Origin of the sequence: Bradyrhizobium sp. SK17, assembly GCF_002831585.1 — a bacterium.
In the GTDB taxonomy this organism is placed as follows: domain Bacteria; phylum Pseudomonadota; class Alphaproteobacteria; order Rhizobiales; family Xanthobacteraceae; genus Bradyrhizobium.
The window spans coordinates 7,779,504-7,794,826 of record NZ_CP025113.1; the positions used below are offsets into that span (position 1 = coordinate 7,779,504).

The 15,323-nt window shown below is 62.0% G+C and carries 13 protein-coding genes; 7 read left to right on the forward strand and 6 right to left on the reverse strand.

Going from position 1 to position 15,323, the window contains the following annotated elements; genetic code table 11:
• Positions 1-7 precede the first annotated feature (7 nt).
• Complete coding sequence (locus tag CWS35_RS36110; RefSeq protein ID WP_100955792.1) at positions 8-1,789, reverse strand: GspE/PulE family protein; 1,782 nt, start codon at positions 1,787-1,789, stop codon at positions 8-10.
• A 144-nt stretch (positions 1,790-1,933) separates the two neighbouring features.
• Between CWS35_RS36110 and CWS35_RS36115 the strand changes: the two genes are divergently transcribed.
• A complete protein-coding gene (locus CWS35_RS36115; RefSeq protein ID WP_100955793.1) occupies positions 1,934-2,848 on the forward strand; it encodes a type II secretion system protein GspK in 915 nt (304 codons plus the stop codon).
• A 15-nt stretch (positions 2,849-2,863) separates the two neighbouring features.
• Here the strand turns inward: CWS35_RS36115 and CWS35_RS36120 are convergent, their stop codons facing one another.
• The 4 genes from CWS35_RS36120 to CWS35_RS36140 form a co-directional block, all read right to left on the reverse strand.
• Positions 2,864-3,262 (reverse strand): hypothetical protein, encoded by a 399-nt coding sequence (locus tag CWS35_RS36120; RefSeq protein ID WP_100955794.1) that lies wholly within the window; start codon positions 3,260-3,262, stop codon positions 2,864-2,866.
• A gap of 26 nt (positions 3,263-3,288) precedes the next feature.
• Positions 3,289-5,538 carry a type II secretion system secretin GspD gene (gene gspD, locus CWS35_RS36125; RefSeq protein WP_024580986.1) on the reverse strand — a complete coding sequence of 750 codons (2,250 nt, stop codon included), beginning with the start codon at positions 5,536-5,538 and terminating at the stop codon, positions 3,289-3,291.
• Positions 5,539-6,178: 640 nt separating this feature from the next.
• Positions 6,179-6,565 (reverse strand): H-NS family nucleoid-associated regulatory protein, encoded by a 387-nt coding sequence (locus CWS35_RS36135; RefSeq protein ID WP_029879074.1) that lies wholly within the window; start codon positions 6,563-6,565, stop codon positions 6,179-6,181.
• 443 nt (positions 6,566-7,008) lie between these two features.
• Positions 7,009-8,472, reverse strand: coding sequence for an undecaprenyl-phosphate glucose phosphotransferase (locus CWS35_RS36140; RefSeq protein WP_100955795.1), 1,464 nt, complete (start codon positions 8,470-8,472; stop codon positions 7,009-7,011).
• A 179-nt stretch (positions 8,473-8,651) separates the two neighbouring features.
• Here CWS35_RS36140 and CWS35_RS36145 point away from each other — a divergent pair, with 179 nt between their 5' ends.
• The 5 genes from CWS35_RS36145 to CWS35_RS36165 all read left to right on the forward strand — a co-directional run bounded on the left by CWS35_RS36145 (position 8,652) and on the right by CWS35_RS36165 (position 14,227).
• On the forward strand, positions 8,652-8,915 hold the full coding sequence (locus CWS35_RS36145) for a hypothetical protein (RefSeq protein ID WP_157817333.1): 264 nt from the start codon (positions 8,652-8,654) through the stop codon (positions 8,913-8,915).
• A gap of 143 nt (positions 8,916-9,058) precedes the next feature.
• The gene (locus CWS35_RS36150; RefSeq protein WP_145987241.1) at positions 9,059-10,159 is read left to right on the forward strand and encodes a hypothetical protein; all 1,101 of its coding nucleotides are present in this window, start codon (positions 9,059-9,061) and stop codon (positions 10,157-10,159) included.
• A gap of 654 nt (positions 10,160-10,813) precedes the next feature.
• On the forward strand, positions 10,814-11,017 hold the full coding sequence (locus CWS35_RS36155; RefSeq protein WP_100955797.1) for a hypothetical protein: 204 nt from the start codon (positions 10,814-10,816) through the stop codon (positions 11,015-11,017).
• A 504-nt stretch (positions 11,018-11,521) separates the two neighbouring features.
• Positions 11,522-12,709, forward strand: coding sequence for a non-hydrolyzing UDP-N-acetylglucosamine 2-epimerase (wecB, locus tag CWS35_RS36160; protein ID WP_100955798.1), 1,188 nt, complete (start codon positions 11,522-11,524; stop codon positions 12,707-12,709).
• A gap of 3 nt (positions 12,710-12,712) precedes the next feature.
• The gene (locus CWS35_RS36165) at positions 12,713-14,227 is read left to right on the forward strand and encodes a glycosyl transferase family protein (protein ID WP_100955799.1); all 1,515 of its coding nucleotides are present in this window, start codon (positions 12,713-12,715) and stop codon (positions 14,225-14,227) included.
• Between the two features lie 16 nt (positions 14,228-14,243).
• Here the strand turns inward: CWS35_RS36165 and CWS35_RS36170 are convergent, their stop codons facing one another.
• On the reverse strand, positions 14,244-14,570 hold the full coding sequence (locus tag CWS35_RS36170) for a hypothetical protein (protein ID WP_100955800.1): 327 nt from the start codon (positions 14,568-14,570) through the stop codon (positions 14,244-14,246).
• 288 nt (positions 14,571-14,858) lie between these two features.
• Here CWS35_RS36170 and CWS35_RS36175 point away from each other — a divergent pair, with 288 nt between their 5' ends.
• Positions 14,859-15,122, forward strand: a complete 264-nt coding sequence (locus tag CWS35_RS36175; protein WP_024580995.1) for a hypothetical protein — start codon at positions 14,859-14,861, stop codon at positions 15,120-15,122.
• The last annotated feature ends 201 nt before the right edge of the window (positions 15,123-15,323 follow it).

The window sequence follows — 15,323 nt, forward strand, 5'->3', positions numbered from 1 at the left end:
CTGCTCCTCAAGCCGCGCGTGTGACGCGCAGGACTTCCTCGAGCGAGGTCTCGCCAGCCTCGACCTTGAGCAGGCCGTCCTCGTAGAGCGAGCGGAAACCGGCGTTCCGCGCCAGCTGCTCCATCATGCGCTGGTCGTCGCTGCGACGGCCGACCACGTGGCGCAATTCATCGTCGATGATCAGAAGCTCGGAAATCGTCGTCCGGCCGAGATAGCCGACATTGCCGCAGGCCGTGCAGCCGACGGCGACGCGCCTGTTTGAAAGCGCCGGTCGCGAGCGCTCCGATGGTACAGCCAGTTCGCGCGGATGCTGTGCCCGGTGGAACTCGTCGAACGGCCGCGAACAGGACGGACACAGCTTGCGCACGAGCCGTTGCGCCATCACCCCTGCGATGGTCGAAGCGAGAAGATAGCGCTCGAGCCCGATGTCGATCAGCCGGGTGATCGCCGCGATCGCGCTGTTGGTGTGCAGGGTGGAGAACACCAGGTGCCCGGTCAGCGCGGCCTGAATCGCGATCCGTGCCGTCTCCAGGTCGCGGATTTCGCCGATCATTACGATGTCTGGGTCCTGCCGCAGGATCGACCGCAGGGCGACCGGAAAGTCGAAGCCGATCTGCGGCTGGACCTGGACCTGGTTGATGCCGGGAAGCTGATATTCGATCGGGTCCTCGACCGTGAAGAGCTTGAGCTCCGGCCGGTTCAGGTTCTTCAGCGCCGTGTAGAGCGTCGTGGTCTTGCCGCTGCCGGTCGGCCCGGTGACCAGCACAATTCCGTTGGGCAGCGACATCAGCCGGCGAAGGCCCGCCTCCGTCGTCCCGCCCAGGCCCAGCTTGGCAAAATCGAGTTCGACCCGGGTACGGTCGAGGATTCTCAGCACGACACTTTCGCCGAACGCGGTCGGTATCGTGGAGACACGGATATCGATCTCGACGCCGCGCACGACGGTCTTGATCCGGCCGTCCTGGGGCAGACGCCGTTCCGCGATGTCGAGCTTGGCCATGATCTTGACGCGGGTCGTCAACGCCGCCCGCGACGTGGTGGGGACGGTCCGCCCCTGCTGGAGGAACCCATCGACACGGTAGCGGATCGCGACCGCGTCGCGTCCGGGCTCGATATGCACGTCGGAGGCGCCGCGCTCGACCGCACGCGCGATGACCTGATTGACCAACCGAATGATCGGCGCCTCGTTGGCGATGTCGCGCAGCCGCTCGATATCGTATTCGGAGCCGTCGCCCGCCGCCTGGACGGCGACCGCGGCCTCCTCGAGACTCCCTTCGGCAGCGGGATCGTTGTAGAGCGTGCGCAAGGCACGCTCGATCTCGGCGGGCACGATCAGCGCGAGCTCGACCTCGAGGTCCAGCATGTAGCTGACCGCACGGACGACATCGTCGATGAACGGATCCGCGCTCGCGATCAGGATCCGGCCATTGCCATGAGCGATCGGCAGGATGCGGTTGGTTCGGAGGAAAGCGTGACGCAAGCGGTCGGCAAGGACGGGGCGCGGCGGGATTTCCGCCTCGCCCATCACGCGGAGGCCGCAATACGCCGCGTAGACCTGGCAAAGATCGGCTTCGGAGATCAGGCCAAGCTTGACGAGAACGAGGTCGAAGCGCTCGCCCGCGACCTCGGCAGCTCGCCGCGCCCGGGCGATGGCGGCACCGTCGAGATACCCTTCAGCGTCCAGCAGACTGGAGAATGCCTCGGTAAAGCCGGCATCCTTGGGGCCCAGGAATCCGGCACGGCCGGCGCAGGCGACCGGCTGCACAAGTTGCTGAAATTCGATGGACATAAGCGCTCGGACAGGCTCGAGGACCGGTTTCCGCGCGATTCTAGGGCAGCTTGATTAACACAAGCTGTTTGACGGTTTGTTTGCCATTCTCGCTTAAAGGTTTCCGTGAACGGCCATTTAAAACATTCAGCAGGACTTTTCGGCATGGCGGGCGGGCCGCATCCCCAATCCCTGCGCTTGCCCTGGGAGCCGGTCTCCGCCGCCACGCCGCGCGCCCGTTCACGCGCGGGTTTTGCACTGATCGCGGTGGTCTGGAGCCTCGGGCTGATCTCCCTGCTCAGCGTCGCGCTGATCGTCGGCGCACGCTATCGCGCGCGGATCTCGTCGAACGATATGTCGGTCGCGGCAACCGAGCTCGCCGCCGAGAGCGCCGTCCATGTCGCCATCCTGACGCTGCTCGCGCCGGGAACGTCGAAAACCGAATTTCCGCTGACCTGCCGGATGCCGGGCGGCGAACGCGCGACCATCGCCATGGAAGAGGAGACCGGCAAGGTCGACCTCAACACCGCGTCGCTTGCCGTCCTGGCGCGCCTGTTCACCGCGCTGACCGGCGATCAGTCGCTCGGCGCCCGCATCGCTGCGCGGGTGGTCGAATTCCGCGACCAGGCGCGCGCAAAAACCACAAACGCTGCAACGGCGGCCCCCAACACGCCGGCTTTCACCACGATCATGCAACTGGACACCATCGAAGGGGTTTCGCCGTCGATGTTTCGGCGCGCAATCCGCTTCGTCACGGTTCGTTCCGGACGCCCGGAGCCGGATCCCGAGGCCGCCACGCCGGCGATGCTCCGCCTGCTCGGCGCCCAGCCACCGCAATCGCCGGCCGGCCGGGGCGTTCTGCTCGGCGGCAGCGTGACGATCCGCGCCGATGTCAGCGCCCCGAACGGAACGCGCTTCATCCGTGAGGCGCTGGTCTCGATCGGCCCGGACAACGGCCGTTCATACGTGATCCGCGAATGGCGGCACGGGGATATCGCGCCGGATCAGCCGGAGCAAGTTGACGATCGGATGCTTGCTTCCAGGAACTGCCTGCAATCCGTCAAGCACCTGGGCAGCTGACGGAGCCGGCGGTCGTCAACCGCGCGAGTGCAGCACGACCGGTGGCGCGGCGGGGTGAACCGAACCTTCGAGCCGCAGGCGTTCTTCCACTACGGCAGGGCCCGGCTCCATCACGGTGCAGCCCTTGAAGCGCTGCAAATCGCTCAACGCATCCAGCCGTCGACGCTCGTCGACCAGTTGCTTCGGACCATCCAGCGGGAAGCGCTCGTTGCCGTAACCTTCCAGCGACCCGCGCGCCAGCCAGTATTCAAGGCGCGCGGCGCGGCGGGCCGAGTAGCGGAATGACGCGGCGATCCCGCTGCACGTCATCGATTCGTCGACCGGCAGGATCGGATAGGGCGGCGGATCGGCGAGCGGATAGGTATCGGTCACGCAGCCGGCCAGCGGGCCCGCCAGGCTCGCCAGCAGCAACAACTTCTGGAGTTCGGCCGTGTACCTTCTCACTGGGAGATCATCCGCTGCACGGTGTTGGCCGTCGTGCGCTCACGCGTCGTCGCATGAGGCATGTAGATGTTCATCTTGCGGCGATATTCTTCCGTCACGAGACGGCTCTCGGCACCATCGCGAACGACACGAGGCGTGATCAGGATGACCAGCTCCGTCTTCTGGACGGTGTCGCTCCGGTTGGCGAACGCCGCGCCGATGCCGGGGATGTCGCCGAGTAGCGGAATCTGACCGCTGGTCTTGTTGCGCTGCTCCTGGATCATGCCGCCGAGCGCCAGCACCTCGCCGTCGTTCACGACCACTGTGGTCTTGACCCTGCGCTGCTGGATGGTCGGTGAATCGATGTTCGACGTGGTCGTCTTGGTGACGGCGCTGACCTCCTGCTCGATCTGGAGCTGGACGCGCCCGCTTTCGTTGATGCGCGGGGTCACCGACAGGATGACGCCGGTGTCCTGCATCGTGATCGAGTTGACGATGGCGGTGTTCGCCGTCACCGTGCTGGTCGCCGTCTGCGTGGTGATCGGCACCTGGTCGCCGATCTGCAGCCGAGCGGTCTTGTTGTCCAGAACCATCAAGGATGGCGTCGATATCACGTTGACATGCGTCAGGGAGTTCAGGGCGCTCAGCGTCGCCGCGATATTGGCGGCGTTGACCGCGTAATTGAACCCCGGGAAGGCCGCCGCCACGCCACCGGTGACGGCGTTGGAGAACGTCGCGGTCGGAGTGCCGCCCTTCGACAGCTGCCATTGCACGCCGTACTGAAGCTGATCGTTCAACGTGACCTCGGCGATGACAGCCTCGATCAAGACCTGGCTTGGCACCACGTCCAGGCCCTGGATGACCCGGACCACGCGCTGGTAGTCGCGGTCATTGGCCATGATGAGAAGCGAGTTCTTGGTCTCGTCGGCGACGATCTTCAACTGCGGTTCGCCCGACGACGATCCGTTGCCCGATGACGCATTCGAGGAGGACTCGAGCGTCGGGGTGTCCGGCTCGTTGTTCAGCGCGCGCGCCAGACTGTTGAGATCGCCGCCCGCGTCGGCGCCGCGAATTGCGCCGGCCGGCGGGTTCTGGTTCGGATCGGCCGATGCACCGCCCGGTCCCGGCGCCGCAGGCGTGGTGTTGCTGAAGCTGGTTTCCTTCGCCTTCGGCGAGACGCTTCGGGTCGGCGGACGGATCACCTTCATCTCGTTCGCGAACATCGACTGCAGGACGCTGGCGAGTTCGCCGACCGGCCGGTTCTGCACCTGATAGACGTGGAGCTGCGGCTCGGTGCCGGCGGCTCGGGCATCGAGACGGCGGATCCAGGTCTGGGCACGAGGCAGATAGCTCGGCTGCGACGTCACGACAAGGATGGCGCCAAGGCGGCTGTTGGCGATGAACCTGACCCGCCCCTTCATCGGGCCTTCCTTGTCGGACGAGAACACGGCTTTCAGCTCGTCGACCATCTTGTCGGGCTGCGCCGTCTTGACGGGGACGACGGCGAACGACATCCCGCGCATCACATCGACGTCGAACACCGAGATGGTGTCGAGCATCGAGTCGATCTCGGACGGCGTGCCCTTGAGCGCGACGATATTGCGGGTGTCGTCGGACTGCACGATCGCACCCTTCGGCACCATCGGTTCGAGCACGCGCGCAAGCTCGCTGGCGGAAACGTATTTCAGCGACACCACGCGAACGCCGTTGCCCGTGGTGGCGCTCTCCACCGAATTGGTGCCGGTCGTGATGGCGCCGGTCGCGGCCTGGTCGGCCGGCGCGATCCGGTAGATGCCGCGGTTCTGGACCAGGACGGCGCCGATGGGCGCCAGTGCCGACTGGAAGAGCTCGAGGGCCTCGGCCTTGCCGACCGGCTGGGTGGTCTGCACCGAAATCACCCCGTCAACGCGGGGATCGACCACATAGTTGACCCCGATCATGTCGGCGAGGACGGTCTTGGCGGCCTGCTGCAACGGGACGTTGACGAGATTGAGAACGACGTTGCCATTGCCGTCGCCGGACTTGCCCTTGGGAGCCGCGCCGCCAATCATGCTGCCGCTGCCGCCATCGACCACCGCCACCGCGCGCGACGAAGGCGACGGCAGGGGCAGCGCGGAGGAGGCTCCGCCCTCGTAGGCATATGCGTCCAACGATGCAGGCTGTCCGCTCGCCAGCTTCGGCTGCACGTTGGGCGTCGGCGCAACGGCGAGCGGAGTGCTGCATCCCGAAACGGCGACAAGGACCAGCCCGCAGGCTGAGACCCTCATTGCAAAGCTTCGAAAAAGCAACAAGGCCGGGCCCCCAACGACAACGCGCGCCACATCCCCGCGCGTAAACATTTGGTAAAACCATATGGTTAATCGACCGTAAATAAGTTCCCCGGCCGGGCCTGGAATTAAATGGACATAAATGTTCGGCTGAACGGCTTGGATGGATCGTGCACGGAATGGCCGCGTGGAGGTGCCGTCTCACGGCCGCAGCGGCCACGGGCGGGCGTCTGCCTGGCAACCGGATAGCACCGCGATCTCGTCGGCCTGCGAACTCGTCCCTATGGGACGTCTAAAATGGTCCGGGATAAATATGCGGTACAAGAAGCGCCCGCACCTCGCTCCAAACAGAGGCGCTATCTACTCTGGCTTTGGCAAGCTTGCCTGCAAGTCTGCGCCTGGCTCTCACAAGCGCTGACGCAGGGGCTCCGGAGCGTCGTTGGGCAGATGCGCTGGCAGGACGCGTCCTGGGTGGCGCAATTGGCGAGGCAAGCGTCCGAGGTGGCATCCGCGACCCGCAGCCTGGCGCGGCTGAAATTCTCACTGGCCAGGGCGGGAGCAAAGGCCATCGAGACGAGCAGAACGATACCGAGCGTCTGTTTCATCGTCGCCTCTGAAAATCGGTTATTCGTCCTGGTTCTCAAGCCCGGCGCCGGTGGGACGGCGTGCGATCGGCTTCGACATTGCGAATAACGAACTCATCGATCGTGTGTCCGGTCTTCAGCGCCGCCGTCAGCCAGCGTGGCTGCTTGCCGCGACCCGACCAGGTTTCCGATGGCTCGTTCGGGTTCTGATATTTCGGAAAGACACGTGGATACTTGCGGCGCTCACGCGGCGCCGCATTAATGTCGGCGCTTTCCGAGACCCGCAGTTCCTTTTCACGGCGCAACTGCGCCAACCGCTTTTCCAGTTCACGTTTCTCCGACGTCAGGCGGATCGACAGAACCTGACTGAGCTTCTCGTAAAGCTGCCAAAGGTCGTCGACGCTCATCGCGTCAAAGTCAAACGTTCGGTTGGTCCCCACCATTACCCATCCTCGACGATTCGCGTCGATTATATAATCGTAACACGAAGCTACCAGCGCAAATTTAGCAATTTTGGATTGCGTAGCGTGTGCTCGCCCATTGCACTGACCAGCGAGACGCACCCCATAAGTCATTGAAAGAAGACGCCAATACACGCTCAGATAGCAGTATTGATCCGTCACTCCGCCCAACGTCCCCGGATCGCTTCCACTTCAACAATCCGACATTTTGATGGTGCGCTACAAGAGAAGTCTGTTGCGACGAATAGCCTCCGCTGGGTCACTGATTCGTTAGACGAATGCCGTTCCGAAACATACGCCCGCTAGCGTGCACAGCCTGTCACCACCGACATGGAGTATGTCGCACAATCAAGTATGTCGCATAATCAACCGCGGCGGCGTCAACGCGGCCGCGCCGATCGTAACGTCCGACCGGTTACGTGCATTCAATACGCGTTGCGCTTCCGCAAAACCTCGAAGAATGTCTTGATCAAGATTTGAACGTCCAGCCAAAGGCTCCAATTGTTGATGTACCAGAGGTCAAGCTTCACACGCTCGGCGATATGTTCGACCGTCGGCGTGGCACCGCGCGCGCCGTTGATCTGAGCCCATCCGGTCATTCCGGGTTTCACGTGGTGGCGATAGGCGTAGTCGCCCAGAACCTTCTCGAAGTAGTTGTCGTGGGCCAGCGCGTGAGGGCGCGGTCCGATCAGGGACATGTCCCCCATCAGCACGTTCACCAGCTGAGGCAGTTCGTCGATGCTGGCCGCTCGCAGCAGGCTGCCGATCGAGGTGACCCTCGGATCGTCGCGCGTTGCCTGAACGACCGTGTCGCCGTTCTCCTGGACCGTCATGGTCCTGAACTTGAACATCACGAACTGCTTGCCGTTGAAGCCCTTGCGCTTCTGCTTGAAGATGATCGGCCCCGGGCTGTCGAGCTTGATCGCGATCGCCGTCAGCAACATGATCGATGCGAAGAAGATCAACGAGAGCGCCGCGAACACGATGTCCATCGCACGCTTGATGAAGCGTTCAAGACCGCTCAACGGCGCTCGCTGGATTTCGATCGCAAGGACCCGTTGCCGCCCGGACGAGGTGTAATTGGTCAATGAGCGGACCCTCGCATCGGGCAGCAACCGCGCGGCGACGGGCAGTGTCTTGATCTGGTCTCGCAAGAAGTCGAGCCGGGCCGTATCCGTCCACGGCACCGCCAGCACGACTTCCCTGCAATCGTTGCGGCGGACAAAGCTGGTGATCGCGTTGAATACGCCGGCGTCGGAAACCGCACGGGCCGGCATATCCCGCTCGCCGCTCAGCGGAAAACACTTGATCTCGGTGGCACCGAAGAACGCGACGAGGTCCCGCGTCTCCAGCGCCTCGATCTCATCGACGTCGCCGACCAGCACGATGTCATTGCGGCCGACGGCGCCGCGCGAGACCGCCCTGGCCAGCACGACCTTCGTCACCTTGCGAACGCTGAGCAGGCCTATCGGGGTCACGAAGTAGAACAGCACGAACGCGCCGCGCGAATAGTCGACGCCGATCTTGAGCAGGAAGGCGAAGAAGGCGAGCATCAGGCCGGTCGAGAACCAGCAGATCAGGATCTCGCTGAACTCGACATTGGGCTTGGCGCTGGCGGGAAAGTCGTAATACCCGCCGCCGCTCATCCGCAGGATATGGATAAAGCTCGCGAGCAGCCCGACCGCGCAGTGCGGAATCAGCTTCGGCGAGGGATTGCCGACCACGCTCTGATAGACGATCCCGGCCACGACGCTGGCGAGCATGATGACAAAGGCATCGCTGGTCGACAGCACGTAGGGCACGACATTGCTTGAGAAGCGCGCCCGTTGTCCGACGGGCGACGTGTCGAGTTCATCCAGTTTTCCGCGAATATCCGATCCGATCGACATTCAATCCATCCCGCTTCGCGGATGCATCAGCTAATTATCTGATATCCCGGTAGAAACACGGATCGTGCCAATTCATCTGGATTAAAATAACTCATTTTTAACGGCCGGACGATATGCTGCTCTACGGCGCGGCGCAACATTAATTGCGATGCACGTCGACCACCTGAGCCGGAGCCTCGATGTTAACCTTACTTGCCTGCGCTGCCGGCCTTTATGTGGGGTTGCATTTCAACATCCTGGCCCTGCTGCCGTTCTCGTTGTTTGGCGCGGGCGCGCTGATCGTCTCCTCGTGGTCGGCCGGTCAACCGGTGCTGGACAGCATCGGCCTGGTCATCCTGCCGCTGCTCGCCGTTCAGGTCGGATACTTCCTTGGCCTGACCGCACGCGAACCATACGCGAATCTCGTCGCCCGCCTGAAGGTCGGACTGTCCAAACAGGCTTGAGCGAGTTGGCGCCCAAACCGGCCCCGGCCAGCGACGAGCCCACCGGCGGTGCCACGATCTTTTGAAAAATACACCTCAATCCAGCCCCTTAGCCCGGCCAATATCGACAATAGTCGGCCCTCCTGATCGTGCCCGGACGTTGCGTGGATGGGCCGGCAGGCTATAAGTCGTCGGCGGCGGCACCGCCTTTTTTTGTTCATTTCCTGTCCGATTCGAGTGGGGACGATCACGTGGTTCATCGGGAAGCTCCGTCTTCAGCGCTTGTGCGCATCCTTTTCGCGATCCGGAGACTTCTCGGTCTTGGCACCCTCGCCCTGATCGTGCTGCTGCTGGGCTCGAAGGCGTTCGTTCTCTTCGACCACCCCAAGCAGGCGACGCTTCCCACCCTGCTCTCCGAGGGGAGAGAGTACATCCTGAAGAAGGCCTCGCCGCTTCTGGGCCATTACATCCCGACCAATATCGCCGGCAGCGACCGCTCCGACTTCATCCTCATCGCGCTCGCCATCCTCATCACCATCCTCTCCGGATCCCTCGCGCAGCGCGTGCAGACCGCGGAAAACAGGCGCGCGTTGAGAAAGGCCGCGATGGCCTGGCGCAAGAGGCAGGGCGTCCAGCCCGGTTCCAAACTCGATACCGATCTGGAAGCGACGTTGCGGATGGCCGAAAGCAGCAAGTCGGTCAATCGACAAGAACTGCTGCGGGTCTTCGCCGAGACCAAGAAGAAGCTCGATACTTTCGGCAAGGAAGTGGCCTTCCTCGCAGTCGATGTTGTTGAATCAGCCAAGATGAAAGCGGGCGAAGATCACGCGACCGTCCAGTACGATTTCGAAGAGTATCGAAAGCTGGTCGAACGCATCTTCCGCGCGAGAGGCGTGCTCAAGACCGCATGGACTCCGGATGGCGTGATGGCGTGCTTCGCGCATGTCGAAGACGCCTGTCAGGCCGGCAAGGATGTCATCAAGAGCCTCAGGGTTTTCAACCGGGACGTAAAGGTCTCGAAGATGGACTTTGCGGTACGTTGCGGCGTCAACGCCGGCCTCGTCTATTTCGACGACGCCACTCCGCTTGAAACGATCTCGGATCGGGTCATCGACGTTGCCGGACACATGCAGAAGCACGCCGATCCAAATACCGTCCTCGTCGCGCGCAAGATCATCGAGCCGCTGCGCCAACTGGAAGAGTTTACCCACACCTCGCGCGTGATCGATGGCTACGAGGCGAGCGTCTGGAAAGAAACTGCCTGACGGGTTCCCGTGCCGAGAGCGGCGAGACAGTTGGTCGCAGCTTTCGAACCAGCCTTCCAAGCCTGCTTCGTTGTTCAGATTTGCACGCGCATTTCCTGCTGCAATGTTTCGAACCATCAGGGTCGTTCGCGCGACGAATGATCGATCGAGACAATCCAGCCACCCTTGAAATTAATGTCGTGATTTAAAACAAGGCGCACGCTGCTCCTATAAATAAACAGGATTCCGACGCATGGCGGCGAGAAATTCGCAATCCGCGCACCATCGCAAGTCGAAGCATTGCTGTTCATCGCCGCGCCGGCAGCAACGCGTTCATCTCTGCTTCATTTGATTCAGCCGATCATCGAAACGCGCAAAATAATCGGCGCAAAAAAGGTTGATCGTAGCTCACTTGACGAAACGGCTTCAGGCCGTTTACGACCTGCGCATTAGCCTTTAATTGTTGATTGGGTTGGGGCGAACATGCGGTTTAGATTGAGATCATACCAACACGCCTCGGCAGCCAAACCGCGTTCATGGGTGGCAGAGAGACGGACGATAATTCATTCCGAATGTCGGGGCGATTTCTCAAGTTCCATCGTGACGTGCTCACAGAGATTAGTAGCGTAGTCAGATCGGCCGATCCTTTTTCAAAAATTCAATCGCGAGATTGCCATGCCCCTCGACATTGCTAAGAGCTACTTTGAGGTAAAGCGCCTTCGTCAACTGGTTCGCGATGCCGAACGCGAATCCATGCGCACATCACACGAGGTTGCCGCTTGGCAGCCCACGACACGAGATCGGCAAACCTTGCTGGCAACCCGTGCCGCGCTGGCCGATGCGTGGAACACCTCGCTGCAAAAGATCAGACCGAACTAGATCGCACGGCACCGAGCGAGGGAACCGGAACGGCCCCGCTCCGACGGCAATGGAAACGGGCGAAGCCTTGCGGCATATTTTCAGTACCGTCGTGCAGGACACGGCCTGGACGCAACCTCGAGACAAAGCCCGGAGCACCGGTTCAATCGTTTCGGCCGGGGCCGGCACACCAGGTTTCACCCCATCGGTTCGGATATTTTCCGACCAGCTGCTGGTGGCGGATGGCGGCGGGGCTTTGATCGGTTCCGAGCCACTTCGTGCTCATCAAATAGCTGACCGGACTGGATAACCCGGAAAAATACGGGCCAGATCCAATTCAACTGATTCACCATTAAGGCAAAATCAGATGATTTCCCCGCCGATATCCGGGAAAATCAAGGACATTCAATTGTCTATTTTCGCTTGAAAACCTATTATATCGAAAAATTATCATCGAGTTCAAATCGAATACTACGCCGACAGGGGCGTCCGCATCGCCGCAAGTGATGCGCTTTGGAGCATTGAATGCATCACCAGGGTAAAAGGCATTTTGCACACGCCGTTGCCGTGCGTCGCTTTGTATTCGTTATTGGAACCCGTCCCGAGGTTATCAAGGTCGCGCCAATTATTCGACGGCTGTCCGAAACCAACTGGGCGAGCGTACGCATTGTCACCACCGGCCAGCAAAGCGATCTGCTGGAGCAGACACTGAGCGAGTTTGGCCTGCGGGCCGACCTTGCGATCCGCCATCGGCGCAGCTGCCACACGCCTGCGGGCCTCGTCAGCCATCTCCTGCCCCGGCTCGACAGGTTTCTGGAGCTGGCGAACCCGGACTGTGTTCTTGCCCAGGGTGACACCACGACCGCCTATGTCGCCTCGATCGCGGCCTTCTACCGCAAGATTGCCTTCGTCCACATCGAAGCAGGCCTGAGGACCGCGAGCCTCGACGCGCCGTTTCCCGAGGAGTTTCACCGCCGGTCGATCGCGGTGTCGACGACGCTGCACTGTGCGCCGACGTCGGCCGCCGCCGCGAACCTTGCCCGGGAAAACATCGACAAGGACAAGATCATCGTCTCCGGCAATACCGTCATCGACTCCCTGCTCGAGACTGCGGCCAGCAGGCCGCCCCCACCCGCCGATTATCCCAAGCTGAAGACCATTCTGCTGACAGCCCATCGGCGCGAGAATTTCGGCAGCCCGCTGCGGGATGCCTTTACCGCGATCAGGGCTTTCGTCGACCTGACGCCGGACGTCGCGGTCTATTTTCCGGTCCATCCAAATCCCAGCGCGCGCGAGGCGGCCATGGAGGTGCTCTCCAGCCATCCCCGCATCAAGCTGGTCGACCCACTCGGCTACCGCGACATCGTCGCCGCCATCCAGAACGCCTGGTGCGTGGTGACTGACAGTGGCGGCCTGCAGGAAGAGGCACCGGCCCTCGGCAAGCCCGTGCTCGTGCTTCGGGAGGTGACCGAACGGCCGGAAGCGGTGGCCTCAGGCGTCGTCGACCTGGTCGGAACGTCCCGGCAGCGGGTATTCGGCGCGTTGCACGAACTCTACAGCAATACAGCGAAATACACCCGGATGGCGCGTCCCGTATTTCCCTACGGCGACGGGCATGCCAGTAAGAGGATTGTCGAGGCGCTGCATCGCCACTTCATGGTGCGCGGAAGATCGCACTCGGCTGAGATCATCCAACTTCACATTGCATCATAGCCCATGACCGAGGCTCAGTCGTTTCTCAGCAGCTACATCTACTTCGTCGAGATTGTGATGTTGATCGCGGCGGTCATCATCGCGATCTCCAGCTTCGATGATCTCTTCGTCGATCTGGCCTATTGGACCAGCCGCCTGCTCGGAACGGCGGACAGCAAGTCGAAGGAGTTGCCGGCCGTCGACGTCCTCGAGCAATTGCCGGAGCGCCCGATGGCGATCATGGTCCCGTGCTGGAAAGAGCACGAGGTGATCTTCTCGATGCTGTCGTCGAACTCCAGGCTGTTGCGCTACGAACAGGCCCACTACTTCGTCGGCGTCTACCTGAACGATCCGCTGACCCAGGACGAGGTGCGCAAGGCGCAGGCGCTCTACAAGAACATCCACATGGTGCTGGTCCCGCATGACGGGCCGACCAGCAAGGCGGATTGCCTCAATCAGACGCTGTCGGAAATCTTCCTGTTCGAAGCCGAGCAAAAGCTACAGTTCGCCGGGATCGTGATGCACGATTCGGAAGACCTGATTCATCCGCTCGAACTGAAGCTCTTCAACAAGCTGGTCGATCTGTACGAATTCATCCAGCTTCCGGTCTATTCGTTTTCCCGTTCGCTCACCTCGCTGATCTCCGGGCTGTACATGGACGAGTTTGCGGAGATGCACACCAAGGATCTGGAGGTCCGCCAGCGCCTCAGCGGTGTCATCCCGTGCGCGGGCGTGTCGGCCTGTTTCAGCCGAGAGGCGATCCAGCACCTGATGGACAAGAACCAGGGCGAGGCCTTTCGTACCTCGTCGTTCACCGAAGACTACGACATCGCGTTCCGCGTGTCGGAGCTCGGCTTCAAGTCGGCGTTTATCGCCTATCCGGCGAACTACGCGATCGACATCAACATCACCAGCGGCGCGCCCGGCATCCTCTACCGCTCGCTGCCGGTGGCGACGCGCGAATTCTTCCCGTCCGGCCTGGAAGCGGCCTATCGCCAGCGCGCGCGATGGCTGCTCGGCATCGTGTTCCAGGGTGCGCATGAGCACGGCTGGCGCGGCTCGCTCGGTACCAAATACTTCCTGGTGCGCGATCGAAAGGGCGTCATCACCAGCCCGGCGGTGATGCTCGGCTATTTTGCGCTGGCCAACCTGACGGCCTTCGAGCTTTACCGGCTGTTCTTCAATCCGGAGCAGCAGTTCACCTACCAGCTGCTATCGAAGGACTGGGCCGTCTGGCTGTTCTTCGTGAACTTCATCTTCCTGATCTGGCGCCTGGGCAACCGGATGATCTTCACCGGCATGATCTACAATCTCAGCCATGCCTTGATGTCAGCGCCTCGCCTCGTGGTCGGGAATTTCGTCAACTTCTTCGCGACCTGGCGCGCCGTGCGGGTCTATCTCGGCCACCGGATATCCGGTACGCCGCTGGTCTGGGACAAGACCTCGCACTCGTATCCGGTTCACATGGGCGAACTGACGCTGCCCCAGGCGCCTGGACCGGTCGGCGCCGGCTCGCGCAGCGAGGTCGCCGAGCGGTAGAGCCTGCCGCGCCGGATCAAGCTGCTCGCATGAAGTTGCTGCTGACTGGCGCGAACACCGCGAGTTCCCGCTCGCGGCGCGGCGATCCGAGTACGAGGCGGGCGAACGAGCGCATCGAGAAGAACGCGATGCCCACCACGATCGCGAGAAGCTGCAGGCCGGGGTAGAAGATCGCGGCCGCCAGCACACCCCAACCGAGCCCGATCGCCAGCATGTCGCTCAGTCGCGTGCCGCCGCAGGCGTCGAGCTCGACCCCCTGGTCAAGTGCGGCGGCGATGGCATCGAACCCATCGATGGCATCCGCCCGCGCATCCCGTCCAAACCGGTCATCGTTGGAAAACATTCCGCGCTCCCACTGGGGCCGTTCTCGGCCTCTCCGTGGGGCATTTGATCGCTGAGCCGTTTCATGCGGCTCAAACGCCTCGCTACAATTTTAGCTACCGCCGCACTTGGTCCGGCATCGGCAATTCCGTGCTCGGCCACGCATAACGACGCCCTAACAACCCGGCTAAGATTTTAGGCATTTCCGGACCAGGACCGGCGATCGCTGGCACGCCGATTGCGATGGGGTCGATGCTTCCTGGTTGAACCTCTCAACCTTAACCATGCTTGTGCAAGAACAGGACACGACATGCGCTACCAGCCTCATTTCGGGAACGAAGTCGCCACCCTCAGCAAACTGATCACCGACCTCAACAATTCGGTCTCGATCATCACCGCCGACATCGAAGCCGAGGAAGCGAGGGCCAATATCGGCGACATCGCCGACCCGGCCTATCCGATGCTCGCGCGCCACCTGCGCACCCGCCGCAACAATCTTCAGGCCACCATCAACAACCTCGTCGATCGTCTTGGCGCGGCTTACCCGCGCGCAGCGGAGCCGGTGGCCGCCTGAGCTTCGCCCGCCAATCCGGACCGGCTGGATCGCCATTTTAGCGAGACGACGCGCCTGACCTCGTCGCCCGCTGTTCCCGGCGGGGCGTCGTGGGCGCGGAGCCAACCGGACAGGCAATTCATCGGACGTCGCAGCATTCTCGTCGAATAACGGTATCCAATAACCATTAATCCGACCGACCCGCACCGTTCAAATCACCGA

What these genes read in the sequence shown, in the direction of transcription:
- wecB (WP_100955798.1), top strand. Translation starts at nt 11,522, where the DNA reads ATGCATCACCAGGGTAAAAGGCATTTTGCACACGCCGTTGCCGTGCGT.
- CWS35_RS36135 (WP_029879074.1), bottom strand. Translation starts at nt 6,565, where the DNA reads ATGGTGGGGACCAACCGAACGTTTGACTTTGACGCGATGAGCGTCGAC.
- CWS35_RS36165 (WP_100955799.1), top strand. Translation starts at nt 12,713, where the DNA reads ATGACCGAGGCTCAGTCGTTTCTCAGCAGCTACATCTACTTCGTCGAG.
- CWS35_RS36175 (WP_024580995.1), top strand. Translation starts at nt 14,859, where the DNA reads ATGCGCTACCAGCCTCATTTCGGGAACGAAGTCGCCACCCTCAGCAAA.
- CWS35_RS36140 (WP_100955795.1), bottom strand. Translation starts at nt 8,472, where the DNA reads ATGTCGATCGGATCGGATATTCGCGGAAAACTGGATGAACTCGACACG.
- CWS35_RS36145 (WP_157817333.1), top strand. Translation starts at nt 8,652, where the DNA reads ATGTTAACCTTACTTGCCTGCGCTGCCGGCCTTTATGTGGGGTTGCAT.
- CWS35_RS36115 (WP_100955793.1), top strand. Translation starts at nt 1,934, where the DNA reads ATGGCGGGCGGGCCGCATCCCCAATCCCTGCGCTTGCCCTGGGAGCCG.
- gspD (WP_024580986.1), bottom strand. Translation starts at nt 5,538, where the DNA reads ATGAGGGTCTCAGCCTGCGGGCTGGTCCTTGTCGCCGTTTCGGGATGC.
- CWS35_RS36110 (WP_100955792.1), bottom strand. Translation starts at nt 1,789, where the DNA reads ATGTCCATCGAATTTCAGCAACTTGTGCAGCCGGTCGCCTGCGCCGGC.
- CWS35_RS36155 (WP_100955797.1), top strand. Translation starts at nt 10,814, where the DNA reads ATGCCCCTCGACATTGCTAAGAGCTACTTTGAGGTAAAGCGCCTTCGT.
- CWS35_RS36170 (WP_100955800.1), bottom strand. Translation starts at nt 14,570, where the DNA reads ATGTTTTCCAACGATGACCGGTTTGGACGGGATGCGCGGGCGGATGCC.